Genomic DNA, 23393 nt, shown 5'->3' with positions numbered 1-23393 from the left:
AGTTACCATGAATACGTCAGTCGTTTCACCGGGCCGCGCAGGCCTGATATTGCTGTTAACCGGCCAGATGCTGCCGCTGATTGATACCTCAATCACCAACGTGGCGCTGGATGCTATCACCCACTCGCTGCACGCTACGGCCACCGAGCTGGAATTAATTGTTGCCCTCTACGGTGTGGCCTTTGCCGTCTGCCTTGCCCTCGGCAGCAAGCTGGGGGATAACCTTGGCCGCCGTCGTCTTTTCATGTGGGGCGTGGCGAGCTTTGGCCTGGCCTCGCTGCTGTGCGGAATGGCAGGCAACATTGAACAACTGCTGGGCGCCCGTATTCTTCAGGGGGCTGGCGCGGCGCTGATCATGCCGCAAATTCTCGCCACCCTGCACGTAACACTGAAAGGCACGGCCCACGCGAAGGCCATCAGCCTCTTTGGCGGCATCGGCGGCATCGCGTTTATCGTCGGCCAGATGGGCGGAGGCTGGCTGGTATCGGCGGACATTGCCGGCCTCGGCTGGCGTAACGCCTTCTTTATCAACGTGCCAATTTGTCTGGTGGTGCTGGCCATGAGCCGCCGTTACGTGCCGGAAACCCGCCGCGACACGCCATCAAGCATTGACTGGACGGGCACCGTCCTGCTGGCGATCATCCTCTGCTGCCTGCTGTTCCCGATGGCGCTTGGCCCGCAGTGGCACTGGTCCTGGCCGCTTAAGGTCGCGCTTATCGCCATTATCCCGCTTGCCGGGTTGATGGCCCTCAACGCCCGCAAAAAAGAGCGGGACGATGCGCATCCGCTGATCCCGCCGCGCCTGCTGCAGTTGCGCAGTATCCGCTTTGGCGTGCTGATTGCGTTGCTCTTTTTTAGCGTCTGGTCCGGCTTTATGTTCTGCATGGCGTTAACCATGCAAACCGGTCTGGGGATGGCGCCGTGGCAGTCTGGCAACAGTTTTATCGCCCTGGGTGTCACCTACTTTATTTCAGCGTGGTTTGCCCCGCGTCTGATTGCCCGCTACAGCACCAGTACCATTCTGCTGACCGGTCTGGCGATCCAGATAGCGGGCCTGCTGGCACTGATTGTCACCTTCCGCCTCTGGGGAATGCACAATACCGCGCTGACGCTGGCACCCGCGACCGGGCTGGTCGGCTACGGTCAGGCGCTGATCGTGAACAGCTTTTATCGTATTGGCATGCGCGATATTCAGCCTGATGACGCCGGGGCGGCGAGCGCCATTTTGAGCACGCTGCAGCAGGCGGCGCTTGGACTCGGCCCGGCCATCTTTGGCGCGATTTTGCTGCACGGTCTGCAGAATCATCACGGAGATTACACCCAGGCGATCACCCTCTTCCTCGCGGTGGAAACTGGCCTGATGGTGATCCTCGCGCTGGCGACGCTGCGGGTTCGCCATCACCTGTGCCTGCCGGTGGTGACGACCTGCCACGCCGTCAAATAACCCTGACGAATTTGCATAATAGATCCGCAGCCGCCATTATGGGGCTGCATCAATACAGGAGACGTTATGCAGGAATTAATTGCTCAGGTTGAAGAGTTAGGCATTGAAATTAATCACACCACCTCTTTAGTGATTATCTTTGGTATTATTTTTCTTACCGCACTCATCGTTCATTTTATTCTGCACAAAGTGGTCCTGCGGGCCTTTGAGAAACGCGCGCAGGCCAGCAGCCATTTATGGTTGCAAATCATTACCCAGAACAAGTTATTTCACCGTGTCGCCTTTACCCTGCAGGGGATAATTGTCAACGTTCAGGCGGTACTGTGGCTGCAAAAAGGCAGCGAAGCCGCGGAAATGCTCACCACCTGCGCAAAGTTGTGGGTGATGGTGTATGCCCTGCTCTCGTTCTTCTCGCTGCTGGACGTCATTTTCAATCTTTCGCAAAAGATGGCGACAGCCTCGCAGCTCCCGCTGAAGGGCATCTTCCAGGGGATAAAACTGGTGAGCGCTATTCTGGTGGGGATTTTAATTATCTCGCTGCTGATTGGTCAGTCGCCAGCCATTCTGATTAGCGGCCTGGGCGCCATGGCTGCGGTGTTAATGCTGGTGTTTAAAGACCCGATCCTCGGGCTTGTCGCCGGGATCCAGCTCTCCGCCAATGACATGCTTAAACTCGGTGACTGGCTGGAGATGCCAAAATACGGAGCCAATGGCACGGTCACGGACATTGGCCTGACCACCGTCAAGGTGCGCAACTTCGACAATACCATCACCACCATTCCGACCTGGGCACTGGTCTCTGATGCCTTTATCAACTGGAGCGGCATGTCGGCCTCCGGCGGGAGACGCATCAAGCGCAGCCTGAATATAGACACCACCAGCATCCACTTCCTCGACGAGCAGGAGCAACAGCAGCTGATTCAGGCGAAGCTGCTTAAGCCGTACATGGCGGCGCGTCACGAAGAAATTTCGCTCTGGAATCAGGAAAACGGTGAAGGCGAATCGGTGCTGAACCTGCGCAAAATGACCAATATTGGAACCTTCCGCGCCTATTTAAATGAATATCTGCGTAATCACCCGCGGATCCGTAAAGATATGACGCTGATGGTTCGCCAGTTAGCACCAGAAGCTAACGGGCTGCCAGTTGAAATATACGCGTTCACTAACACGGTCGTCTGGGCGGAATATGAGGCGATTCAGGCCGATATTTTCGACCATATATTCGCCGTGGTGGATGAATTTGGTCTGCGTATTCATCAGTCTCCGACCGGAAACGATATTCGCTCGCTGGCTGGCGTAATAGCGAAATAATCAGGCGCTGGCGCGGGAGATAAAGCGCCAGTCCATCATCACTCTTTCCGTGGGCGCATCCGGGTTATCGATTTTATTCAACAACAAATCGACCGCCTTGCGCCCAATATCCCGCGACGGCTGTTCGATGGTGGTGAGCGAAATCATCTCCGCCAGTTCCGTACCGTCAAACCCGACTACCGCAATGTCTTCCGGCACGCGTAATCCCGCCTGCTGGATCGCATGCAATGCGCCTGCCGCCAGGGTATCGGAAACGGCAAAGACCGCGTCAGGCGGGTTTTCCTTCAGCAGGTTTTGCATCGCCGCCATTCCGGCGCCGAAGCTGAGATCGCTGGCGTATTCCACCGCCTGGTAAGCCAGATCTTTCAGGTGGATAACGCTCTTATAGCCACGCTCGCGCAGGCGGGCATATTTATAACTCAGGTCGTGGTTAATCATCGCGATCCGCCCGCGCCCGCCGTCGGCAAGCTGGCTGACCGCATGCTGCGAGGCGTCCACATCGTTAATCCCGACGCAGGAGACCGCACCGGCATCGGCGTATTCGGCGCACTGCACCCACGGCGCAGCGCCAATCAGGGCGGCCAGCTCAGGAAGCTTTGAGAAGGCATCCATGGTGATAATGCCGTCGACAATTTTACCGGACAGCAAACTCAGCCCCGAACGCGAGCGTTCAATGTCAGAGCCGGAATTGCACAGCAGAATGCGGTAGCCGTTCTTTTCGGCTTCCTCTTCAATGCCTTTCACCACTTCGGCGCAGAACGGGTTAGCGATGTTCGACACCATTACCAGAATCATATAGCTGCGGGCAGTTCGCAGCTGGCGCGCCAGCAGGTTGGGCTGGTAATTACTCTCTTTGATCGCCTGCAGGACGCGTTCGCGGTTTTTCGCTTTCACGGTATCGCTGTTGTTAAGCACGCGAGAGACCGTTGCCACGGACACCCCGGCAAGCTGAGCGATTTTCTGAATGGACATAGCGACGGCATTTCCTGCGGTTAACGTTTTATGCAGGCTACCATAAATTCGTTGCCCGGCGAACCGGGCAACGCGTCAATACGCAACGCGCACCCAGCGCTGCTGCTGATGGCTTTTCACTATCGCATCAATGATATACATGACGTTCGCGCCGTCATGGAACGTCGCAAACAGCGGCTGTGCCGGCATCTCCCCCTGCATCACGGCGCGGTAAAACTGCGCCATCATATTTTTAAAGGCATCAGGCCAGCCTTCGATATGTCCGCCGGGAAAATGGGCGCTTTCGGCCACGTCACGGTTCATCAGGTTTGGATCGTCGGAGAGGGTCTGGTTTGCCTGCGCACGATGGCCGATCCAGAGTTGCTGCGGCACCTCCTGATCCCACGCCACGGACCGTTCGCTGCCGTTAACTTCAAACGTCAGCCGATTTTTGCGCCCGGCGCTGACCTGCGAGACGTTAAAGCTGCCTTTGCTGCCATCGTCGAAGCGCACCAGCACCGAGCCAAAATCTTCGGTGGTGACCGGTTTGTCTTCATCGTTCGCGCTGCGATCATCCGTGAAGGTCCGGTTTCCCGCCGCACTGGCCTTGCGCGTTGGCCAGACGATGGCGAGGTCGGCCATCACGTCGGTGATCCGCCGCCCGGTCACAAACTGCACCGTGTCACACCAGTGGGAGCCGATATCCGCCACCGCGCGCGATGCACCGCCCAGCGCGGCATCCACCCGCCAGTTGTAGTCGGTTTCCAGCAGCATCCAGTCCTGCAGGTAGCTGCCATGTGTGGCAAACAGCCGACCGAGACTGCCCTCGCGCCTCATGCTGGCCGCCTGGCGCACCATCGCAAACTGGCGATAGACAAAGCTGACGCCGTGTACCACGCCCGCCTGCTCAGCCAGTGCCACCAGCTCGCGGGCCTCCTCCGGGGTCATACACAGCGGCTTTTCGGAAAAAACATGCTTACCCGCCCGCAAAATCTGGCGGTTAATCTCTGCGTGCAGATGGTTTGGCGTGCAGTTATGCACCACGTGCAGATCCGGATGGGCGAGCAGCGCCTCAACGTTCCCGTAAGCATGGGGCACATTCAGCTGGCGCGCCTTTTCCTGCGCTTGTGAAAGCGAGCTGTCGCACAGGGCGACCACCTGCACACTGCCGAGACGCCGCAGCGCCTCAATGTGCGCCGGGCCGATAAAGCCGCTGCCGACGATCCCGACGTTAATCATGGCTGCCTCCCGCGGCGAAATCGTCAAACGCGCGCCCGGATACCGGAATGATATGGCGACGGATAAATTCGCTGCCTTCGCGGGCGCCGGTATCGCCATCCTTAAGACAGCACTCCCACTCCAGCACTGCCCAGCCCTCGTAGTCGTACTGGGTCAGTTTGCTGAAAATACCGGTGAAGTCGATCTGCCCGTCGCCCGGCGACCGGAAGCGACCCGGACGATGAAGCCACGACTGGTAGCCACCGTATACGCCGCTGCGCCCGTTGGGACGAAACTCTGCATCTTTGACGTGAAACGCTTTAATGCGCGCATGGTAGAGATCGATAAACGTCAGGTAGTCCATCTGCTGAAGCAGCATATGGCTGGGATCGTAGAGAATATTGCAGCGCGGGTGGTTGTCTACCAGCGCCAGAAAACGCTCAAACGTCACGCCGTCATGCAGGTCTTCCCCCGGATGCAGCTCATAACAGACATCGACGCCGTGCTCATCAAAGGTGTCCAGAATGGGCCGCCAGCGGGTTGCCAGCGTCTGGAAAGCGTCCTGAAAACGTTGCGCGTTGTGCGGCGGCCACGGGTAGAAAAATGGCCACGCCAGCGATCCAGAAAAAGTGGCGTGCGCTGTCAGGCCTAACTTTTCGGAGGCCGCCGCCGCCTGATTGAGTTTGCTGGTCGCCCACGCCCGACGGGCCGCGTCGTTACCCCGCACGTCTGCCGGCGCGAAATGGTCAAACGCGTCGCCGTAGACCGGGTTCACCGCAATAAGCTGCCCTTCCAGATGGGTCGACAGCTCGCTGATCGCCAGCCCGTGCTCTGCCAGCGTGCCGGTAATGTCGTCACAGTAGGTCTGGCTCTCAGCCGCTTTCTCCACGTCAAAAATGTGCGGATGATTGCAGGGGATCTGCACGGCTTTGTAGCCCTTACCTGCTGCCCAGCCTGCCAGCCCATCCAGCGAGTTAAACGGCGCTTCTGCGCTGATAAACTGCGACAGGAAAATACCGGGTCCCTTAATCGTTCTCATACCACCTCCTGAACGTTACGCCTTGTCATCGTCATATTTGAACGTGAGAAGGAAAATCAGCGCAATCACCGCTGCCGCCACCGCCGGGATCCACCAGAAGGTGACCCACGCCTGCGGCACGGCCTGTCCCGCCACCAGACGGTTATACAGCGCGCCAGAAATCTGCGAACCAAGCAGCATGCCGATGCCGTAGGTGAACATCACGATCATGCTCTGCGCCTGGCCTTTCACCTTTTCGCCCGCCACGCGATCGGTATAGATAAAGCCCACCACAAAGAAGAAGTCATAGCACACACCGTGCAGCAGGATGCCGAGATAGAGCAGGAAACGTCCCTCCTCACTCACCCCCATGGCAAACATCGCGTAACGGACAAACCACGCCAGCATGCCGACCAGCAGCATAACTTTCACGCCCAGACGACGGAAAAGCAGCGGGATCACCAGCATGAAGACAATCTCTGACATCTGGCCGAACGACATCGCGGTGCTGACATCAGCAATCCTGGCATCCGCCAGATACGAGGCGGTGTAAGCGTAGTAGGTGCCAAGCGGCACGGAAATCAGCATTGCGCAGACGGAAAAGACCAGGAAGTGGCGGGTTTTCAGCAGGGCAAACGCATCAGCGCAGAACAGATCGCGAATCTGGACCGGCAGCCCTTTTGCCGGGGCGGGCGTGTGCGGCAGCGTCAGGCTGTAGAGCGCCAGCAGCACGGAGCTCGCCGCCGCAACCTGGAAGATCGTGACGCTGGAGGCCACGCCGGTAACGCCGATAAAGATCCCCGCGACAATCCAGCCGATAGTGCCGAACACGCGCACCACCGGGAAGGTTTTATCGACGTTTACCAGGCTGTGAAACGCGATGTTGTTCGTTAACGCCAGCGTCGGCATATAGCAAAGTGTGTAGCCAAACAGCAGGCCGATCAGCAGCGCACCATTTTCAGCGATCAGCGCCCCCGGAACGAACCACAGGATAGCCGCGCCCGCCAGGTGCATTACCGCCATCACCTTCTGCGAGGCGAAGAAGCGATCCACCAGCATCCCGAGCACGAACGGCGACAAAATAGAGGCGATGGGCCCGGCGGAGAACGCATCACCAATCAGCAGCGACATGTTGTGCTGGGTCATCACCAGACCCAGCGTGACCGACCAGCTACCCCAGATAAAAAACTGCAGAAACATCATCAGCGACAGACGCGGAACCAGCAGCCGGTGCTGCGCTATCACCTTTCCACTACTTTCAGTTGTTGACACCATAATGAGCCTCACCCTAGAAAAGTAATCGATTACAAATACCCTCAAATGAAAAGTAATCGATTACAAAATAAAGATCCTGTGGATCAGGAGAGATTTGGGAGAGGGGTCACGATAAAGAGGTTAATCGCGTTGGGATGGGAAACCGGATAGCTCGTCCTCTCCCACCGGGAGAGGACGGCATGCATTATTGCTTGCGGGAAAGTTTAAATGCCACAAACAGGAAGATGACCCACACCGGGAGCAGCATCGCGGAAAGGCGCATGTCGTCCATGGTGCACATCAGCACAAGGATCAACCCGAGGAAAGCGATGCAGAGATAGTTTCCTGCCGGATAAAGCAGCGCTTTAAACTGCGTCTCACGTCCCTTGCGACGCATCGCGGCACGAAAACGCAGGTGCGCCAGGCAGATCATGATCCAGTTCAGCAGCAGGGTGGCAACCACCAGCGCCATTAGCAGGCCAAACGCCTCTTTTGGCAGCAGGTAGTTGATCACCACCACCAAAGAGGTGATCGCACCGGACAACAGCAGAGAATTCACCGGCACGCCGCGACGGCTGACGCGGGTTAAGAACTTCGGCGCATTCCCCTGCACGGAGAGGCCAAACAGCATCCGGCTGTTGGAGTAGACGCCGCTGTTATAGACCGAAAGTGACGCCACCAGAATAACGAAGTTCAACGCTGAGGCCACCACATTGCTGTTGAGATCGTGGAAAATCATCACAAACGGACTGCTGTTTGATTTCACCTCAACCCAGGGATAGAGCGCGAGCAATACCACCAGCGAACCAATGTAGAACAGCAGAATACGGTACACCACCTGGTTGACCGCTTTCGGAATGCTTTTATGCGGGTCGCGCGCTTCAGCGGCGGTGATACCAATCAGCTCCAGCCCGCCGAAAGAGAACATGATCACCGCCAGCGAAAGGATAAGCCCCTTCCAGCCGGTCGCCAGGAAACCCCCGTGCTGCCACAGGTTGTCGATCGTGGCACGCTCACCGCCGTGACCCGAGAACAGCAACCACAGGCCAAAACCAATCATGCCGATAATCGCCAGCACCTTGATGAGCGCAAACCAGAACTCGGTTTCACCGTACAAACGGACGTTCACAAGGTTGATGGCATTGATGATAATGAAGAAGGCCGCCGCCCAAATCCAGGTGGGCACATCCGGGAGCCAGTACTGCATGTAGATGCCAGCGGCGGTCAGCTCTGCCATCCCCACCAGCACAAACATCACCCAGTAGTTCCAGCCGGAGAGGAACCCCGCAAACGGGCCCCAGTATTTATACGCAAAGTGTGCGAACGAGCCTGACACAGGCTCTTCGACGACCATCTCGCCAAGCTGGCGCATGATCAGGAAGGCGATAATCCCGGCGAGGGCATAACCCAGCAATACCGCCGGCCCCGCCATCTGAATGGCCGGGCCGATGCCGAGAAACAGCCCGGTACCGATAGCCCCACCGAGGGCAATTAACTGTATATGTCGATTTTGCAAACCACGTTGCAGCGTCGGATTCTGTTCCGACGAAGCTTCAGCGCTACCGGTGCCTGAAGCGGATGACGCGTCTTTCACGCCCTACCCCTGTCTCTTTTTTAGAAGGGGCACGTTTTAACACTTCAGGCTGGTGGTAGCAAGGGAATGGGGCATCCCTGCCCCGGATAACGAGCGGCGTTCTCAGAATGCGTAGCCCACCGAGACTTTAAAGGTACGCGGTTCGCCCTGGGTGATGTAGGTACCTGAATCATCCACGCTGGACCAGTAGTTTTCATTGGTCACGTTGTCGATACCCGCACGCACCGTCATCTGATTTTGATTGTGGTTAACGGCGAAGCGATAACGCATACCCAGATCCAGCGTAGTGTAGCTGTCCAGCTTTTTGGTGTTCGCCAGGTCCGCGTATTGCGTGCCGGAGTGGTTCACGCGCGCGGTAGCGGTCAGGCCATCAATCGGTTTGATGTCATACTCTGCGCCCAGAACAGTATAGAAATTCGGAACGCCAATCGCATCATTGCCCTGGTTGAGGCCGTTGTTGGTTTTGGTCAGCTCCGCCTGCAGCCAGGTAGCGCTGGCGTTCAGACGGACGCCCAGCAGGGGCTCGCCGAACACATTCAGCTCCACGCCGCGGTTACGCTGCTCGGCATCAAGACCATAATGACCGTTGCTGTTGAGGATCGCCGACGGCATTTTGATCTCAAACAGCGCCAGGGAGCCGCCCACGCGACCAAAATCCGCCTTCACGCCCACTTCGTTCTGCTTAGAGTGAACGATGCCGGTGCTCTGCCCGTAGTTGGTGGCGGTGTTGGGGGCTGATTGACCCGGCTGCAGCGCTTCGGTGTGGTTAGCATACAGGGAGATCGCCTCCCACGGCTTGTAAACCACGCCGTAGGTAGGCATCCAGCGGCTGCCGTCGAAGCCGTCTGCTTTATTCTCCTGCCCGGTAATTTTGTTGTATCCGCGAATGACCACCTTCTGATGACGCGCCCCGGCGGTAAACAGCAGTTTGTCGTCCAGCACGCCCAGCGTATCACTCAACAGCCAGCCCTGCGTCCGGGTACGCCCGCTGGTGAGCGGATCGCTGTAATTTCCGCCTAAGCCGTTGAAACTGGAGCTGTCCGGCATATCCACACCGGTATTGTGATAGATATTGGTGGTTGGGTTATCCGCCGCCGACGACATTTTCCAGCCGATTTTTTCGTTTTTGGTCATCGCGGAGTAACCGACGTTGACTTTATGCGTTACGAAGCCGGTAGCAAAGTTACCGCGAATACCCGCCATCCCGCTGATGGAATCGCTGATGCGGTTGGTATCAAGACGGCTGACCGTCGCCTTACCGCTTTTATCCAGCAGCTTCGGCGCGCTGTAAATCCCTTCTTCGTGAGCGTGCTGTGCGCCGAGGCCGGTATAGGCCGTCCAGTTATCGGTAATGTCGTACTCGCTGCGCCACATCCCGAATTCATTTTCGATGTTGCTGTAGGCCCATTTCTGCGAGAAGTTGCGATCGTTTTTCGGCGGTTCAGGCACGAAATCCACGGCGGAGATATTGACGCTGGTCGGGCTGCCATGGAAGGTTTTCTTCTGATACCCCACATCCAGAGACGTGCGGAAATTGTCGCCTTTGTAGTCGAGGCCGGTGGAGAGCAGCGTAGTGCGGCGGCGATCGTTGGGCACCCCGCTTTCCCCTTCGCGATGAACGAGGTTCACGCGCGCGCCAAACTGGTCGTTGTCGCCATAGCGACGGCCCGCATCCAGCGTGGTGCCAAACTGGGAATCAGAGGTGTAATCAACACCCACTTTTGCCTGCGGCGTTTCATCCGCGTGTTTCGGCTCAAGGTTAATCATTCCCCCCACGCCTGAACTTGCCGCGCCGTTCATCAGGGCGTTTGCGCCTTTAAAAATCTCAATGCGGTCGACCATCTGCGCATCCACCACCTGACGCGGCAGAACGCCGGACAGGCCGCCGAAGGTCATGTCATCTCCGTCAAACTTCAGGCCACGGATACGGAAGGTTTCGGCGCTGTTGCCGTAACCCTGCACGTACTGCACCCCCGCGTCGTTAGCGACCACATCAGCAATGGTTTTCGCCTGCTGATCTTCTACCAGCTTCGAGGTGTAGCTGATGATATTAAACGGCACGTCCATGGCGTTCTGCTGCCCCAGCATCCCCATGCGTCCACCGTTCGCCACCTGCCCGTCAAGGAACGCCGGCACAAGCTGGTCACCGCCGGGTTTAAAATCGCTGGCAGGCGCAGACTGGACAATCAGGGTGTCTTCTTTCTTTTCATCCACCGCCAGGGCGGAGTGCGTGACCGCGCCAATGGCGAGAGCCAGCAGCGTTTTATGCCTTTTCGTGTTGTTCATAATTAACTCATTAAACGTGCGCGCAAAAAGGGCCCGTTGTCGGGCCTTAGAATGTAATCAAGTGCAATGCAAATGAGAACTATACGCATTACATGATTGTTGGCAAGCGTAAACGCACGTCACTGCGTGAGAAAATCGGTTAACAGGCGCGGGAAATCAGGAGGACATATGGACGGGATAGCGTGGCGCATAACCGCCCCGTTTCCGGGACGGTCTTTCAGGCGCGGCGGGAGAACGATAAAACGCGGGCGGTTCCCGCAACATCAATACGCACAGCCGTACCCGGATTCCAGCCAGGCTGGCTTACAGTCTTCAGAACAACAGGCTCCTGATGCCCGGCAAACGCCAGGGTGAGCGTGGACAAATGACCGGTAAAATCGACATCAATTATCGACACCGGGCTTTCATGCGGCGCGCACGCCGTCACGCGCAGTTGTTCAGGGCGCATCATGACCCGGCCCTGCCCGGTGGCATGCGTATTGTTGGTGGGTATCTCACCCAGCGCGCACACCGCATGGCCGGCGGTAAGCTGAGCGGGCAGGATCACCGCGTCGCCCAGAAACAGCGCGGTCTCTTCATCAACGGGCTGAGTGTAGACGTCATACGGGGTACCCACCTGGGTGAAGCGCCCGGAACGCATTACCGCCACCTGGGTGGCAAAAGATAACGCTTCGTTTTGATCGTGCGTCACCAGAATCGAGGCAACGCCTGCTTCCGCCAGCAGGTCAGCGGTCGCTTTGCGGGTCATGGCGCGAAGACCGGTATCGAGCGCCGAGAACGGCTCATCCAGCAGCATCAATGAAGGACGCTGAGCCAGCGCGCGGGCGAGCGCCACACGCTGCTGCTGTCCGCCAGAAATCTCATGTGGCCAGTGGGTCGCGAGCTGCCTGTCCAGCGACACCATCTCCATCAGTGCCTCTACGCGCTGGCGCTTTTCGTGGCGCGTGCCGTCCAGCCCCCAGGCAATGTTGTCTGCAACGCTGAGATGCGGGAATAACGCCCCCTCCTGGGGAACAAAGCCGATGCCGCGCAGATGGGCGGGAACGAAGCTGTTTTCGTCAAACAGCGTTCGGCCCTGCATCACTATCCGCCCGGCGTCCGGCGTTTCAAAGCCGGCAAGAATGCGCAGCAGCGTCGTTTTCCCTGACCCGGACGGCCCGACTATCGCCGTCCGGCTCCCCGGCGCAACGCTCAGGTTTAAGCTGTCGAGCACCTGCACACCGGAAAAGGATTTAGAAATGGACGTCAATTCAAGCATGTCATAGTCCTGCTATTTTTTTCGACTGCACGTAGAGGATGGCGGTCAGCGGGAGAGAAATCAGGATCATCAGCATCGCGTACGGCGCGGCGGCAACATAATCGATCTCACTGGTCAGCGCCCAGAAACCGGTGGAAAGCGTGCGTGTTCCCAGCGGAGAGAGCAGCAGCGTGGCGGTCAGTTCGTTGCTGACGCCGAGAAAAACAAGCGCAGCCCCCGCGGCGGCACCCGGCGCGGCCAGCCGCATGGTGACGCTCCACAGCGCCTTCGCAGGCGTGCTGCCAAGGCTACGCGCCACGTTTTCCAGCTCTACCGGCGCCTGTGCAATCCCGGCCCGCAGGTTGATGAGCGCGCGGGGCATAAACATCAACAGATAGGCGAGGAACAGCGTAATTTCCGTCTGATAAATGGGGCGGGCGTAATGAATCGTCACCGTTACCAGCGCGAGAGCGGTCACAATCCCCGGCAGCGAGCTGGTGATGTAGATACACCCTTCCAGCATCCGGAAGACGCGATGCGGATAACGGATACCAAGCCACGCAATGGGGATCACGCAGGCCGTGGTCAGCAGTGCCCCACCCACGCCGAGCATGAGCGTCTGGCGCAGGGAGTGCCAGAGGTCCGCGCTCATCCAGTTCTCAATACCGCCCAGCCAGACCCAGCGACAGAGCACAATTAACGGTACGCCCAGCGCCAGCACGATCAGCGTGAGGAAAAACAGCTGGCCCAGCGTGGCCGCGACCGGCTTCAGCGGCCAGCGTTTCTGTTCACGTGCAGCCCCGCCGCCGATGCGCGCATAGCGTGCTTTTCCGCGCGTCACCCCTTCCAGCATTAAGATGGCCAGACAGCATAAGGCCAGCACGCCCGCCAGCATATTGGCTGCCGGGCCGCTGAAGGTAGACTGAAACTGGTCATAAATCGCGGTGGTGAACGTATCAAAGCGGATCATCACGTACAGGCCGTATTCCGCCAGCAGGTGCAGCGCGACCAGCAGCGCCCCGCCGCAGATAGCAAGCTTGAGCTGCGGCAACACTACGCGGAAAAAGACCCGCCACGGCGGCGTGCCGAGCGACGCGGCCACATCTTCAAGCGTCGGGTCGAGGCGGCGCAGTACCGCGGCAACCGGCATGTAGATAAACGGGTAGTAAGCTAAAACAGAGAGAAATACTCCCGCGGAAAGACCGTGCAGGGAGGGGATGACGCTCACCCAGGCATAGCTTTGTACAAACGCGGGGATTGCCAGCGGGGCGACCGCCAGCGCAGACCATATTCCCCGCCCTGCCAGCCGGGTACGCTCCGTGAGCCAGGCTATCGCCACGCCGGTCACAATACAAAGCGGAACCGCTAAGGCCGTCAGCCACAGCGTGTTGCTGAGCAGTTCAGCAACACGCGGGCGGAACACCAGCGTCTTAATGGTCTCCCAGCCCGTCTCAATGCCAATGGCAATGATAAAACCCAGAGGCAGAAGCGCCATTAATGAAAATAAGACAGCTAACGCAACCATCGGCAGCGCAGGTCGCCTGCGAGCAGGCTCCTGCATCCTGTTTTTTCCGATGTCGAGACTCAGACCAGACATAAGGCGTTCACTTAACTCTCACGATCACAGCAGGCCGGCTTGCGTCATCAGCTCGATAACTTTTTTGCTGTTAAGCGTTGAAGGTTCCACTTTCGGCGCATCCAGATCTTTCAGCGGAACCAGTTTCGGGTTAGAGGCCGCGTTCACGCCAACCGCATATTCAAACGCGTTGTTGGTGCGCAGGCTCTCCTGACCTTCTTTACCGGTGATCCACTTGATGAATGCCTGAGCCTGTTCTTTGTGTTTGCTGGACGCCAGTACGCCACCGCCGGAAAGGCTGACAAAGGCACCCGGATCCTGATGTTTGAAGTAGTAGAGTTGGGTGTTTTTGCTGTTTTCACCCGTTTTGGACTGATCGACAAAACGGTAGTAGTGATAAATCACACCGCCATCAATCTGGCCGGCGTTAACGGCTTTCATCACGGTGCTGTTACCTTTGTAGGCCACAAAATTGGTTTTCATCGCCTTCAGCCACTCAAGGGTGGCCTGCTCGCCTTTCAGGGCCAGCATTGCACTCACGATCGCCTGGAAATCCGCGCCTGACGGCGATGCCGCCCAGCGGCCTTTCCACTCAGGTTTCGCCAGATCCATCAGCGATGTTGGCAATTGCTGTTCGCTCAATTTTTCCGGGTTATAGACAAACACCGTGCTACGCGCAGCAATCCCGATCCAGCGGCCGTGCGCAGGACGAAATTCCGCAGGCACCTGCTTCAGGGTCTCTGCATCCAGTGGCGCGAACAGTTTGGCATTATCCACCAGAACCATTGATGGCGAGTTTTCCGTCAGAAACACGTCTGCAGGTGATGCCGTGCCTTCCTGAACCAGCTGATTACCCAGCTCGCTGTCATCGCCATTACGCAGCGTCACCTTAATACCCGTTTCTTTGGTAAAACCGTCAACCCACGCCTTCACCAGATTTTCATGCTGCGCGTTATAAACAACGATACCTTCGTTGTTATCAGCGGCAAGTGCTTGTGTGGAAAGGAAAAGAGATGAAGACAACAAGGCAAGCGAGAAGCATGACAACAGGCGAGAATTCATGAACATATCCTTTATAGACCAGGGTGATTTACCACGCATAGCGTTGTGGGACAGGATTAAAGCATACAAAAACGCTAATGATAATTAGTATCAATCAAGTTTAGTCGTAAAAGTGTAAAATATTCTTATACAGCGGATAAATATGATAAAAATCCAGATTATAAAAATGGATGAAATAAAGATTAAGAAAACCTTAGGCTGGAAAAATAACAAATATTCATTAGCGTTCTATTTATTTCCCGATTATTTAATCGACAGAATGAGATCGGCATAAACGTGTATTTAGCGTAAAACGGGAGAGTGGAAGCGCAAAAGGGTGAAGGCAGTAAATGGCACGCCCTGTAGGATTCGAACCTACGACCTACGGCTTAGAAGGCCGTTGCTCTATCCAACTGAGCTAAGGGCGCACTGAGAAGAGTGAACTTCGCGGTGGTGAAACGCCTGGAATTATACGGTCAATGACAGGTGAGTCAATGCCTTTTCGGCTTTCAGGGGCAATTACCGCTAGCCGATTGTAAATACGGCTGTTTTTTCAACATTCATCGCTTTTCCGTCGTAGAATTTCGCGCTGCGAAAAGGCTTAGTTGCATTTAAGTAACGCCTGCTGTTTTCCTGAGCGTCAGCTCGTCACACTAGTGTGAGGTATCCCGGCCGCCTGGAGGCTGACAGACAACAGGACCATGGAGTGACAGCGCAAAACCTGACCTATACGCCCCCCCGGTTACAGTACCTTTCTCAGGACATCGTCGGCATCAAACTTGAGCCCATCGTCGCCCTCTCCTCTTTACGCAGGGTCGGCGTGGAGGTCCTTAGCGTCCTGTCTGAAACGCAGCATAGCGAAGCCTTTTTCCGCCATCAGTCTGCAGACTGGTCGATAACGCTGCTTGAAGCACAGCTCACCGCGTTAAAAAATACCCCGCACTGTAATAATTTTTTCATTAATCTGCCGATAACCGTCCTGACAGAGCCCGACGCTTTTCAGCGGCTTAGCCGGATAAAATGTCCGCCGCTGAATATTGAACTTGTCGACCCCAGTGCTTTTTTAACGCTGTCAGCCGCGCAGAGGCAGACCGTTACCCGGAGCCTGTTGCAGCTCATAAGACAAGGTCACGGTATCTGGCTGGATGACATTGATGAAACACTCATCCCGCCCTTTTTATCCTGCCGGTTACCGTTAAGCGGCGTAAAAATCGATAAGGATGCATTCTGGCGTCTACGCGCCACGCCCGCGCTACGGCAACTGGTGTCCCGGTGCTTTCAGCTTGCCGGGAAAGTGCTTATTGAAGGTATTGAGACTGAGCAGGATTGTACCTGGGCACTGCAGGCAGGCGCAGAACTCGGCCAGGGCTATTACTGGCCGTCCTGGACATGGCCGGAGGATTAAAAAGCCATTTCCAGGGGGGAGGCCATGCGAATGACAGTGCGCCGTTACCGGCGGCGGCGTACAGGAAGTGATGCACTGGGATTTACGCACTCGCCTTTTGCTCCCCCCTTCTTCGACCGGCTCGAATTTTTGAGTCAGTCCATCAGCCAGCCCCGCAAAACAGACGCTCCGTTTATCATTCTGGTGACGGAGGATCATTTTCTACGCACCGGTTTTCTCAACGGCCAATTCCCCCTGAGCAGCTGTTGCGACTATCCCACGCTGGAGGATGCGTTTAGCGCCCTGGCCCAGTGGCCTTCCGCCCGCCTGGTGGTGGATATTGAAAGCCGCTCCACTGCGCTGATCGACAAGCTGGATCAGCTCAGAAGGCATAGCCTCTATCCCCCTTTTCTGACGCCCTATCTGTTAGTCAGGGCGGATAATTACGATACTCGCCTGTTCTGCAAAGCGGCGGGTCCTTTTCACGTGCTCGAACGTCAGCTGACGCCGTCTGCTTTCCAGCACAGCCTGATGGATACCAGCCCTCCCCAGGGCTGCGATAAAGACTGGTTCTCCCGCACCGAATGGCCTATTTTGCAGGAGTTATCGCGGGGGAAGACCCTTCGCCAGATAGCGTTGATGCAGAATCGCCCCTATAGCCGCATTATCTATCGTCTCAGCTGCATTCTGTTGAAACTGGGTCTGACCCATCGCCAGGAACTGCTGCACCTTCTCAATAACCTCTCAGACTGCACCTTCTAACCCACCCACTAAGCCCTTATTTCCTAAAGACCTTTAGGAATTTACTTATCAATCATGTTGCTTATTTGTTAAATTTTAACAATAATTTCAATTTTATAACTATTCCTAATTTACGGGCTTAAACCATGTGAAATGTCACAGAATGAATAATCTGCAGCACTTTCCTCCGTGCGTTAAGTGTTTGATAAAGGAGTTAATAAGACGATAATGATGTAAAAACAAGCGGCTCGGCGAGACTGCCTGGCAGTCGAAAGCGAAGTCTGTAGTATGTTCTGCTGTACGACGGGTGCCCTTTCCGGCGGCGACCCGATCACTTTCAAACGAAGGTCTGGTGCCCTCTGTGAACACTTTTTCACCATCCGTTCCCGCTTTCAGCCCCTGAAAACGGCCGTCGATTTGTTAACATTTGATCAACATACAGTGTGATATGTCATTTTTTGTTATTACATAAAGATCAAAAGATGTGGTAAATGGGATAACAGGATATTTAAGCTAATTTTAAAAAAATAGCTATTCGGATCCAGAAGATAATACAAAGTAATAAGCGAGGGGTAATTTACAGGGTTTTCGGAAAAAACTTACACGGTATAATAAGACGCGTATCAAATATGAATAAGAAAAACCTTTTTGCCAACACCAGCCAAATGAGATGACCGCGCTGAGGCATAGATTTCTTCACTACGTTAACAAGGATGCTTTCGCTCTTTCCAGGGAAATACTACGGTATAAGGATCTGCACATTTATCCTTCCGGCATTTCGAGAGTTTTAACCAAACTCGGCATAACGCTTTTAACAGTCTGAGGCATTAAAAATGAAACCGGCATCCGTTATCATTATGGACGAACACCCTATCGTCAGAATGTCGATAGAAGTCCTGCTACAGAAAAATAAAAACATCACAGTCAAACTCAAGTCTGGCGACAGCCATGAAGTCCTTGACTGTATCCGTAACCACCCTATCGATCTGGTGATCCTGGACATCGAACTTACGGGCACAGATGGCTTCGCTTTACTGAAGAGAATCAGAAACTTAAATAAAGACATCAAGGTCCTGTTCCTCTCTTCAAAATCCGAGTCTTTTTACGCGGGACGCGCCATTCGCGCCGGGGCAAATGGTTTTGTCAGTAAACGAAAAGATTTGGGCGAGATCTACAACGCCGTTGAAATGATCCTGATGGGCTATTCTTTTTTCCCGTCGGAAACGTTGAATTTTATAAACCATTTGGGTTCGGGGAAAGGGATGGTCGCGGATATGCCATTATCGAATCGTGAGGTGACGGTATTACGTTACCTGGCAAATGGTTTATCCAATAAGGAGATTGCAGAGCAGTTGCTATTAAGCAACAAAACCATCAGCGCACATAAATCCAATATTTATTCCAAGCTGGGTGTGCAAAGCATCGTTGAATTAATTGATTATGCCAAAGCACACGAACTGCTATAACCTGAATTCACTCCCTGCAGCTTATCCGAGCTGCAGGGAGTGCGGTCAGCGCTAATTATAATTAATCATGAAGGTGGCATCAGCATCAGCCCGTCCGGGCTGAGGGTTATCAGCAGTGGCAATATAATTGGCATAAAATGACAATGTCGCATTTCCCTGCGCATCAACCGCTACCGGCTGGCTGGCCTCCTGAAGTGCCAGACGCGTTTTATCCGCATCCCTGATCTCGACGGCAACGTTGCTTGCCGTACTGGCGTCATTGAGCGCCAGTAACCCGTTATTGCTTCCGTCGGCTTTACCCGAAAACGTGATGGACGCCGCACCAGGCGGACAGCCGGTCAGCTTCAGCGTAAACGGCATGGGCTGCGTGCGGCTTCCCGTGGTGCTGAGCTGTTTCGTGGGCCAGGTTCCCAGCGTAACGCTCTTGTCGCTATCGCTGCCCTCGGCCACACAGGTAAAATCAACAATGTTGCCGTACATCTGAATATTGATCTCCCCCAGCGCAGTGGCTGCCTGCGCGCTGGCGTGAAGCATCATCAGTGTCATCGCGGCGAAATGCCAGTTCCGGTTCCGCATCTCTTCCCCTTAATCGTAATCCACACGCAGATAACCCCGCGACGTAAAACGGCCTTCCGCAGGCTTATTCCCCGTCACGCTGACCGGCCAGACCCGGATCCCCACCTGCGCCTGCGCGCTGTCGTCGAGACGGAACGGGATTTTGCTGGTCAGGTTGTTGGGCGTTAGCGGGGTACCGCTTTCGTTGGCAATCACAAACCCCACATCGGGGTTATCCGACACCACCGCGTTGCTGGAGACCTTTTCTGCCTCAACGCGCATCGTCAGCATTGCGTTCGCTTCCACGTTGGTGCATTTGATGGCGATGGTTTTGCTTTGCGCGGTTACCCCCTCCGGTTTGTTACCCGCCCCGGCCTTGCTGAACAGGGAGGCACCGATATCGCCGAAGTCAAACTCCACGATATTCCCCGCATTGATGGCGCAGCTTTGCGGCACCTGAATGGTCCCGCTGTAGCTGATGGTGTAGACCGGCGAGGTTAACGGATCAGAAGAGGTAGTGGTGACATAGACGCGGAACATGGTCGCCCGCGGGATCACCACCATATTAATAAACCTTCGGGTCACTTTGAGGCGAAAGACGAGGCTGGAATCCTGAACGCCAAACGGTTTGTTTTTAGAGACGTTCGGGTGACTCCCCATCTGGATGTAACTTTTGGGCGGATAAAATACGCCAGCAAAGCTGTCCGTAATTTTCATTGCCCCATCCAGATAGTCGTTTAGCTTCAGGTACTGATAGCCATCACTTGTTCCCGTGACCGGGTAATCGGTAACATAACTACGTTTGGTCGTGTTCCCGGTGGTACCCTTCGGGCAGACGGCATTCACCCCCACCCACTGCGATTTCTCGCTGAGCGTCACCACCTGTCCGATCTGGTTATTCGAACTGTTAAATTTATCCGTCAGGTCGTAATGCACCTCCGTAGGGACGCCCTTTTCATTCACACACACGGTGGCTAAGGCATTCCCCACGGGCAAAATAGAGAGAAGTGATAAAGCCAGGCAATGGATTTTACTCACAGCGAATCCCCTTAAGTGTGATTGCCTGTTGCAGGCTCTTTTCTGGCAAGCTGTAGTGCGCACGACACTGGGATTGCATCCCGTTGCCCCACTGGATCAGCAGTTCACCTTCCAGCGGCAGGCCGCTCAGGTAAATCTGTCCGTCATCGCCCACCATACTGGTGACGCCGCTCTGGGTTTCACGCACCACGGCACCGAATGGCACAGGCTGGTTGCCGCGCGTGACGGTCAGCAGGGCGCGCACGCCAATACGGGTATCAAAGCTGGCGCGCACCAGCGCCCCTTTTGTCGGCACCACGCTGCTCACGTTATTTTCGATATCGGTGTTATTGCTCATGGTGTTGGTATCCAGCGCCACGCGGTTATAGCGGTAGACGGTGGCATACGGCATCACCGCATAGCCACGCCAGTCGGTTTTCACACCGGTCTGGTTTTCCACGCTCACGCCCGATGCTCCCGGCGCTTTGATCAGAACGTTGGTATCACCCAGCGGCTGGCTGAAGGTTACGCCATCCGCATGGCCGACCACGCCGCCGGAGAGCTGCCAGTTGAGATCGTGCTGGTCGCGTGCGTAGTTGTAGCCAACACCCAGCGTGCCGTAGGTTGCCTGCCAGTTCGCGCTGGCGCTTCCGCTTGAGCCGTTATTGCTGGTGTGGCCCTGGGTCACGCTGTAGTTCAGGTTGCGATCTTCCAGCAACGTCCCACTGACCCCGGTTTGCCAGCTTGTGTCGCCATCACTATTACGGCTGGCTGACGCCGTAGCATAGGCGCGGTCAATGGCGCTGTCCCGACGAAAACCCTGGCGGGTAAAGAGGCTGAACGGTACGGAGACGTTAAACGACGCGATTCGGTCCGTGCCGTCTATCCCGACGGATTTGTTCCATGACCAGGACACAGAGTAGTTGATGCCCTTCACGCCGCCCGCGTACCCCAGTTGATACCAGAGGTTGGACTCATCGGTGCCCCAGTACGTCTGTTCACTACCGGAGATATAGACCGAGCCGTAATCCCCCAGCGACTGGGAAATATTGAGCTGGAAGCGCCCTTTTTTATTCCACGTCAGGTTGTGATAACTCTCCACATCCGGCACACCGTCATCATCCTGGTTGTCGGCATACTGGTAGCCTTCCATCGAACGCCACGCGACATCATCCAGGGTGTAGAACCCTTTTGTGGAGTAGCGGTAGCCCAGCAGCTGGAAGTTGGTTCCGAATCCGTTAAGCGATTTTGCATAGAGGAAACGCAGCGACTGCCCTTCATGGCGGCTGTCATCCGCAAGCTGGCTGCGGGCATGGGTAATATCGAGCGACACCGCCCCCCAGTCACCGAGGTTTTTCCCGGCCCCGATGGCCACCGCGGTATAACGTGACGCGAGTTGGGTACCGCCGTACAGCGTGTAGCCGTCGCCAAGCCCGGTAATCAACGTACCCTGCGTGAAGAATGGCGTATCCTGTTCGCTGTTGCCGCTGCGGTAATCCCCGGCCACCAGATCATACTTCCAGCGCCCTTCGCGCTGCAGGAGGGGCACGGTGGAATACGGCACGGTATAGCGCTGCTGGCTGCCATCCTTCTCTTCAACCGTCACCTCAAGGTCACCGCTTGACGAGGTTGGGTTAAGATCGGTGATGGCAAAGGCGCCAGGCTGTACATAGCTTTGATAGATAACGTAGCCGTTTTGTCGAACGACCACTTTGGCGGGCGTCCGGGCGATGCCGCGAACGGTTGGCGCGTAGCCCTGCAGGCTGTCCGGGTACATGCTGTCAGACGAGAAGAGCCGCCCGCCGCGAAAGCCCACGCTGTCGAAAACGTCATTACCGGTATTGCTGTCGCCCAGCACCAGCTCGCTTTTCAGCGGGATCACGGTGCGCTGCGCCCAGGTGCCAATATTCTGCCAGTTGCTGTGCCGCTGCCCGTTATTCTGCGTGTAACGCCATGCGCCATTATTGCGTAAACGCCACGCGCCATAGTTCAGCCCGCTCTGCAGGTTCAGATAATAGCTGTCGTCCTCGCTCCCGCGGTTGCCGGTAAAGCTGTAGTTCACCAGCGCGGCAGGGATCCCTTCATCCCATTGATCGGGCGGAATGTAGCCGCGTGCGCTGTTCTGCATCGCCACCTGTGGCAGGCTGATATTCAGGCGCAGCGAGGCGAAGTTGAACGCGATCTCACTGCCGGGAATAGCCTTCGCCAGGGGTATACAGGTCTCCCCTTTCACGTTAACCAGCTCAGGAAAGGCCGCGATATTGACGCCAAAACGCTCCAGCATCACGCGCGTAATGCACGGCGACAACCCACCGGCAACCGGCGGTGTATTGTCGGCCTGCTCGAAGCGCACATCCTGCGTCGCGATAAACTCATCGTTACGCCAGATATCCACGCGATAAACGCCAGGCGCCTGCTGGTGGCCTTGTTCAAAACGCGATAAATCCGCCACGTTGGCGGTGTCATCGGACAAGAAGGCCGGGTTAAAGTAGCTTTCGCTCCAGCCAGCCTGTGGCCAGAGCGCTGCCATCAGCGCCAGTGCGACCGGGCAGTAACGTCCCTGGTGATTATTCATCGCCCTGACTCTGCTCACAGGTTGACGCTACGCGCCGGCGTAATGGCACCGTAGTCATTCACGCTCTGCCAGGAGAGCGTACCGCTTGCGGCGGCTGGCAGTACCTGCTGCGCCGAGTTTTTAGGCGCAACCATCAGGTTATCCAGTGTCTGTCCGCCCAGCTTCATATTGACCAGCGTGATGTAATACGGCGAAGCGTTACTGACTTTGAGGTGGTTGCCGACGCGCTCAAAACGCAGCTGCGAGAGCGCCTCTTCCGGCTGCATCGGCAAATTTGTCGGGCGGACAAACAGCTTGATCCGCGACAGGATGGCCAGCTGCAGCACGTTATTGTTTTCCGTTTTCGCTTTGTTCACGGACGGGATCGCTTTCACGTTCATGTAGAAGAGCGATTCACGATCGGCAGGCAGCGCGGGCCCGGCATAAATAATGCGCAGCGTATTTTCGCTGTCCGGCTCGCTGACAAACAGCGGCGGGGTCACGGCAAAGGTTTTTTCTTTTTGCCCGTTCGCATTTTCGATCCACGCGTTGATTAAATAGCGCTCTTGTTTATTGCTGTTGGTGATCGCCAGCGAAGTTTGCTTTGCATCTGCCGGATAAATAACGCGGGTGGCCCCCAGCGCAATACCGCCGGAAGCATTTGCGCATGCAGAAACCATCATTAAAATTAACGATAAAAACAGTCCTGGTTTAATTAGGGTATTCATCACAACCGTACCTTTAAT

18 protein-coding genes and 1 tRNA gene are annotated in these 23393 nt (G+C 56.0%); 5 read left to right on the top strand and 14 right to left on the bottom strand.

The window, feature by feature from the left end:
- Positions 1 to 7 precede the first annotated feature (7 nt).
- Both ACMGG3_RS01285 and ACMGG3_RS01280 read left to right on the top strand, forming a co-directional pair.
- Positions 8 to 1444 (top strand): MFS transporter, encoded by a 1437-nt coding sequence (locus ACMGG3_RS01285; RefSeq protein ID WP_032677583.1) that lies wholly within the window; start codon positions 8 to 10, stop codon positions 1442 to 1444.
- Between the two features lie 66 nt (positions 1445 to 1510).
- Positions 1511 to 2755, top strand: coding sequence for a mechanosensitive ion channel family protein (locus tag ACMGG3_RS01280; RefSeq protein WP_014168964.1), 1245 nt, complete (start codon positions 1511 to 1513; stop codon positions 2753 to 2755).
- On the opposite strand, the gene ACMGG3_RS01275 is transcribed toward ACMGG3_RS01280, so the two are convergent.
- From ACMGG3_RS01275 to ACMGG3_RS01230, 10 genes are all read right to left on the bottom strand, one after another.
- Entirely contained in the window at positions 2756 to 3727 is a 972-nt protein-coding gene (locus ACMGG3_RS01275) for a LacI family DNA-binding transcriptional regulator (RefSeq protein WP_025204778.1), read from the bottom strand.
- Positions 3728 to 3802: 75 nt separating this feature from the next.
- Positions 3803 to 4945, bottom strand: a complete 1143-nt coding sequence (locus tag ACMGG3_RS01270; RefSeq protein ID WP_193163167.1) for a Gfo/Idh/MocA family protein — start codon at positions 4943 to 4945, stop codon at positions 3803 to 3805.
- The gene (locus ACMGG3_RS01265; RefSeq protein ID WP_414149510.1) at positions 4938 to 5963 is read right to left on the bottom strand and encodes a sugar phosphate isomerase/epimerase family protein; all 1026 of its coding nucleotides are present in this window, start codon (positions 5961 to 5963) and stop codon (positions 4938 to 4940) included. The genes ACMGG3_RS01270 and ACMGG3_RS01265 overlap by 8 nt, the downstream gene beginning before the upstream one ends.
- A 15-nt stretch (positions 5964 to 5978) precedes the next feature.
- On the bottom strand, positions 5979 to 7217 hold the full coding sequence (locus ACMGG3_RS01260) for an MFS transporter (RefSeq protein WP_414149509.1): 1239 nt from the start codon (positions 7215 to 7217) through the stop codon (positions 5979 to 5981).
- 184 nt (positions 7218 to 7401) lie between these two features.
- Positions 7402 to 8790, bottom strand: a complete 1389-nt coding sequence (gene pheP / locus ACMGG3_RS01255; RefSeq protein ID WP_014168959.1) for a phenylalanine transporter — start codon at positions 8788 to 8790, stop codon at positions 7402 to 7404.
- Between the two features lie 102 nt (positions 8791 to 8892).
- Positions 8893 to 11076, bottom strand: coding sequence for a TonB-dependent receptor (locus ACMGG3_RS01250; protein ID WP_414149508.1), 2184 nt, complete (start codon positions 11074 to 11076; stop codon positions 8893 to 8895).
- 217 nt (positions 11077 to 11293) lie between these two features.
- Positions 11294 to 12334: an ABC transporter ATP-binding protein gene (locus ACMGG3_RS01245; RefSeq protein ID WP_025204783.1), complete on the bottom strand. Its 1041-nt coding sequence runs from the start codon at positions 12332 to 12334 to the stop codon at positions 11294 to 11296.
- Position 12335: 1 nt separating this feature from the next.
- On the bottom strand, positions 12336 to 13910 hold the full coding sequence (locus ACMGG3_RS01240) for an ABC transporter permease (RefSeq protein WP_025204784.1): 1575 nt from the start codon (positions 13908 to 13910) through the stop codon (positions 12336 to 12338).
- A gap of 24 nt (positions 13911 to 13934) precedes the next feature.
- The gene (locus ACMGG3_RS01235; RefSeq protein WP_032677574.1) at positions 13935 to 14951 is read right to left on the bottom strand and encodes an iron ABC transporter substrate-binding protein; all 1017 of its coding nucleotides are present in this window, start codon (positions 14949 to 14951) and stop codon (positions 13935 to 13937) included.
- Positions 14952 to 15281: 330 nt separating this feature from the next.
- Positions 15282 to 15358: transfer RNA gene (locus tag ACMGG3_RS01230), tRNA-Arg, on the bottom strand.
- A gap of 278 nt (positions 15359 to 15636) precedes the next feature.
- Between ACMGG3_RS01230 and ACMGG3_RS01225 the strand changes: the two genes are divergently transcribed.
- From ACMGG3_RS01225 to fimZ, 3 genes are all read left to right on the top strand, one after another.
- The gene (locus ACMGG3_RS01225) at positions 15637 to 16335 is read left to right on the top strand and encodes an EAL domain-containing protein (protein WP_047744085.1); all 699 of its coding nucleotides are present in this window, start codon (positions 15637 to 15639) and stop codon (positions 16333 to 16335) included.
- Positions 16336 to 16359: 24 nt separating this feature from the next.
- Positions 16360 to 17076: a helix-turn-helix transcriptional regulator gene (locus ACMGG3_RS01220; protein ID WP_014168953.1), complete on the top strand. Its 717-nt coding sequence runs from the start codon at positions 16360 to 16362 to the stop codon at positions 17074 to 17076.
- 812 nt (positions 17077 to 17888) lie between these two features.
- A complete protein-coding gene (gene fimZ / locus ACMGG3_RS01215) occupies positions 17889 to 18521 on the top strand; it encodes a fimbria biosynthesis transcriptional regulator FimZ (RefSeq protein WP_014168952.1) in 633 nt (210 codons plus the stop codon).
- Positions 18522 to 18572: 51 nt separating this feature from the next.
- Here the strand turns inward: fimZ and sfmF are convergent, their stop codons facing one another.
- From sfmF to fimC, 4 genes are read right to left on the bottom strand one after another with little or no spacing between them, the layout of a single operon-like run.
- Positions 18573 to 19097, bottom strand: a complete 525-nt coding sequence (gene sfmF / locus ACMGG3_RS01210; RefSeq protein WP_047356118.1) for a fimbria assembly protein — start codon at positions 19095 to 19097, stop codon at positions 18573 to 18575.
- 9 nt (positions 19098 to 19106) lie between these two features.
- On the bottom strand, positions 19107 to 20114 hold the full coding sequence (gene fimH, locus ACMGG3_RS01205; RefSeq protein WP_020885154.1) for a type 1 fimbria D-mannose specific adhesin FimH: 1008 nt from the start codon (positions 20112 to 20114) through the stop codon (positions 19107 to 19109).
- On the bottom strand, positions 20107 to 22668 hold the full coding sequence (locus tag ACMGG3_RS01200; protein ID WP_044866375.1) for a fimbrial biogenesis usher protein: 2562 nt from the start codon (positions 22666 to 22668) through the stop codon (positions 20107 to 20109). Before ACMGG3_RS01200 ends, fimH begins: the two co-directional genes overlap by 8 nt.
- A 14-nt stretch (positions 22669 to 22682) precedes the next feature.
- Entirely contained in the window at positions 22683 to 23375 is a 693-nt protein-coding gene (gene fimC, locus ACMGG3_RS01195) for a type 1 fimbria chaperone FimC (protein WP_020885156.1), read from the bottom strand.
- Positions 23376 to 23393: the final 18 nt, after the last annotated feature.

The organism is Enterobacter sp. BNK-18, assembly GCF_047456135.1.
In the GTDB taxonomy this organism is placed as follows: Bacteria; Pseudomonadota; Gammaproteobacteria; order Enterobacterales; family Enterobacteriaceae; genus Enterobacter; species Enterobacter ludwigii.
This window is presented reverse-complemented; position numbering and strand designations above follow the sequence as displayed.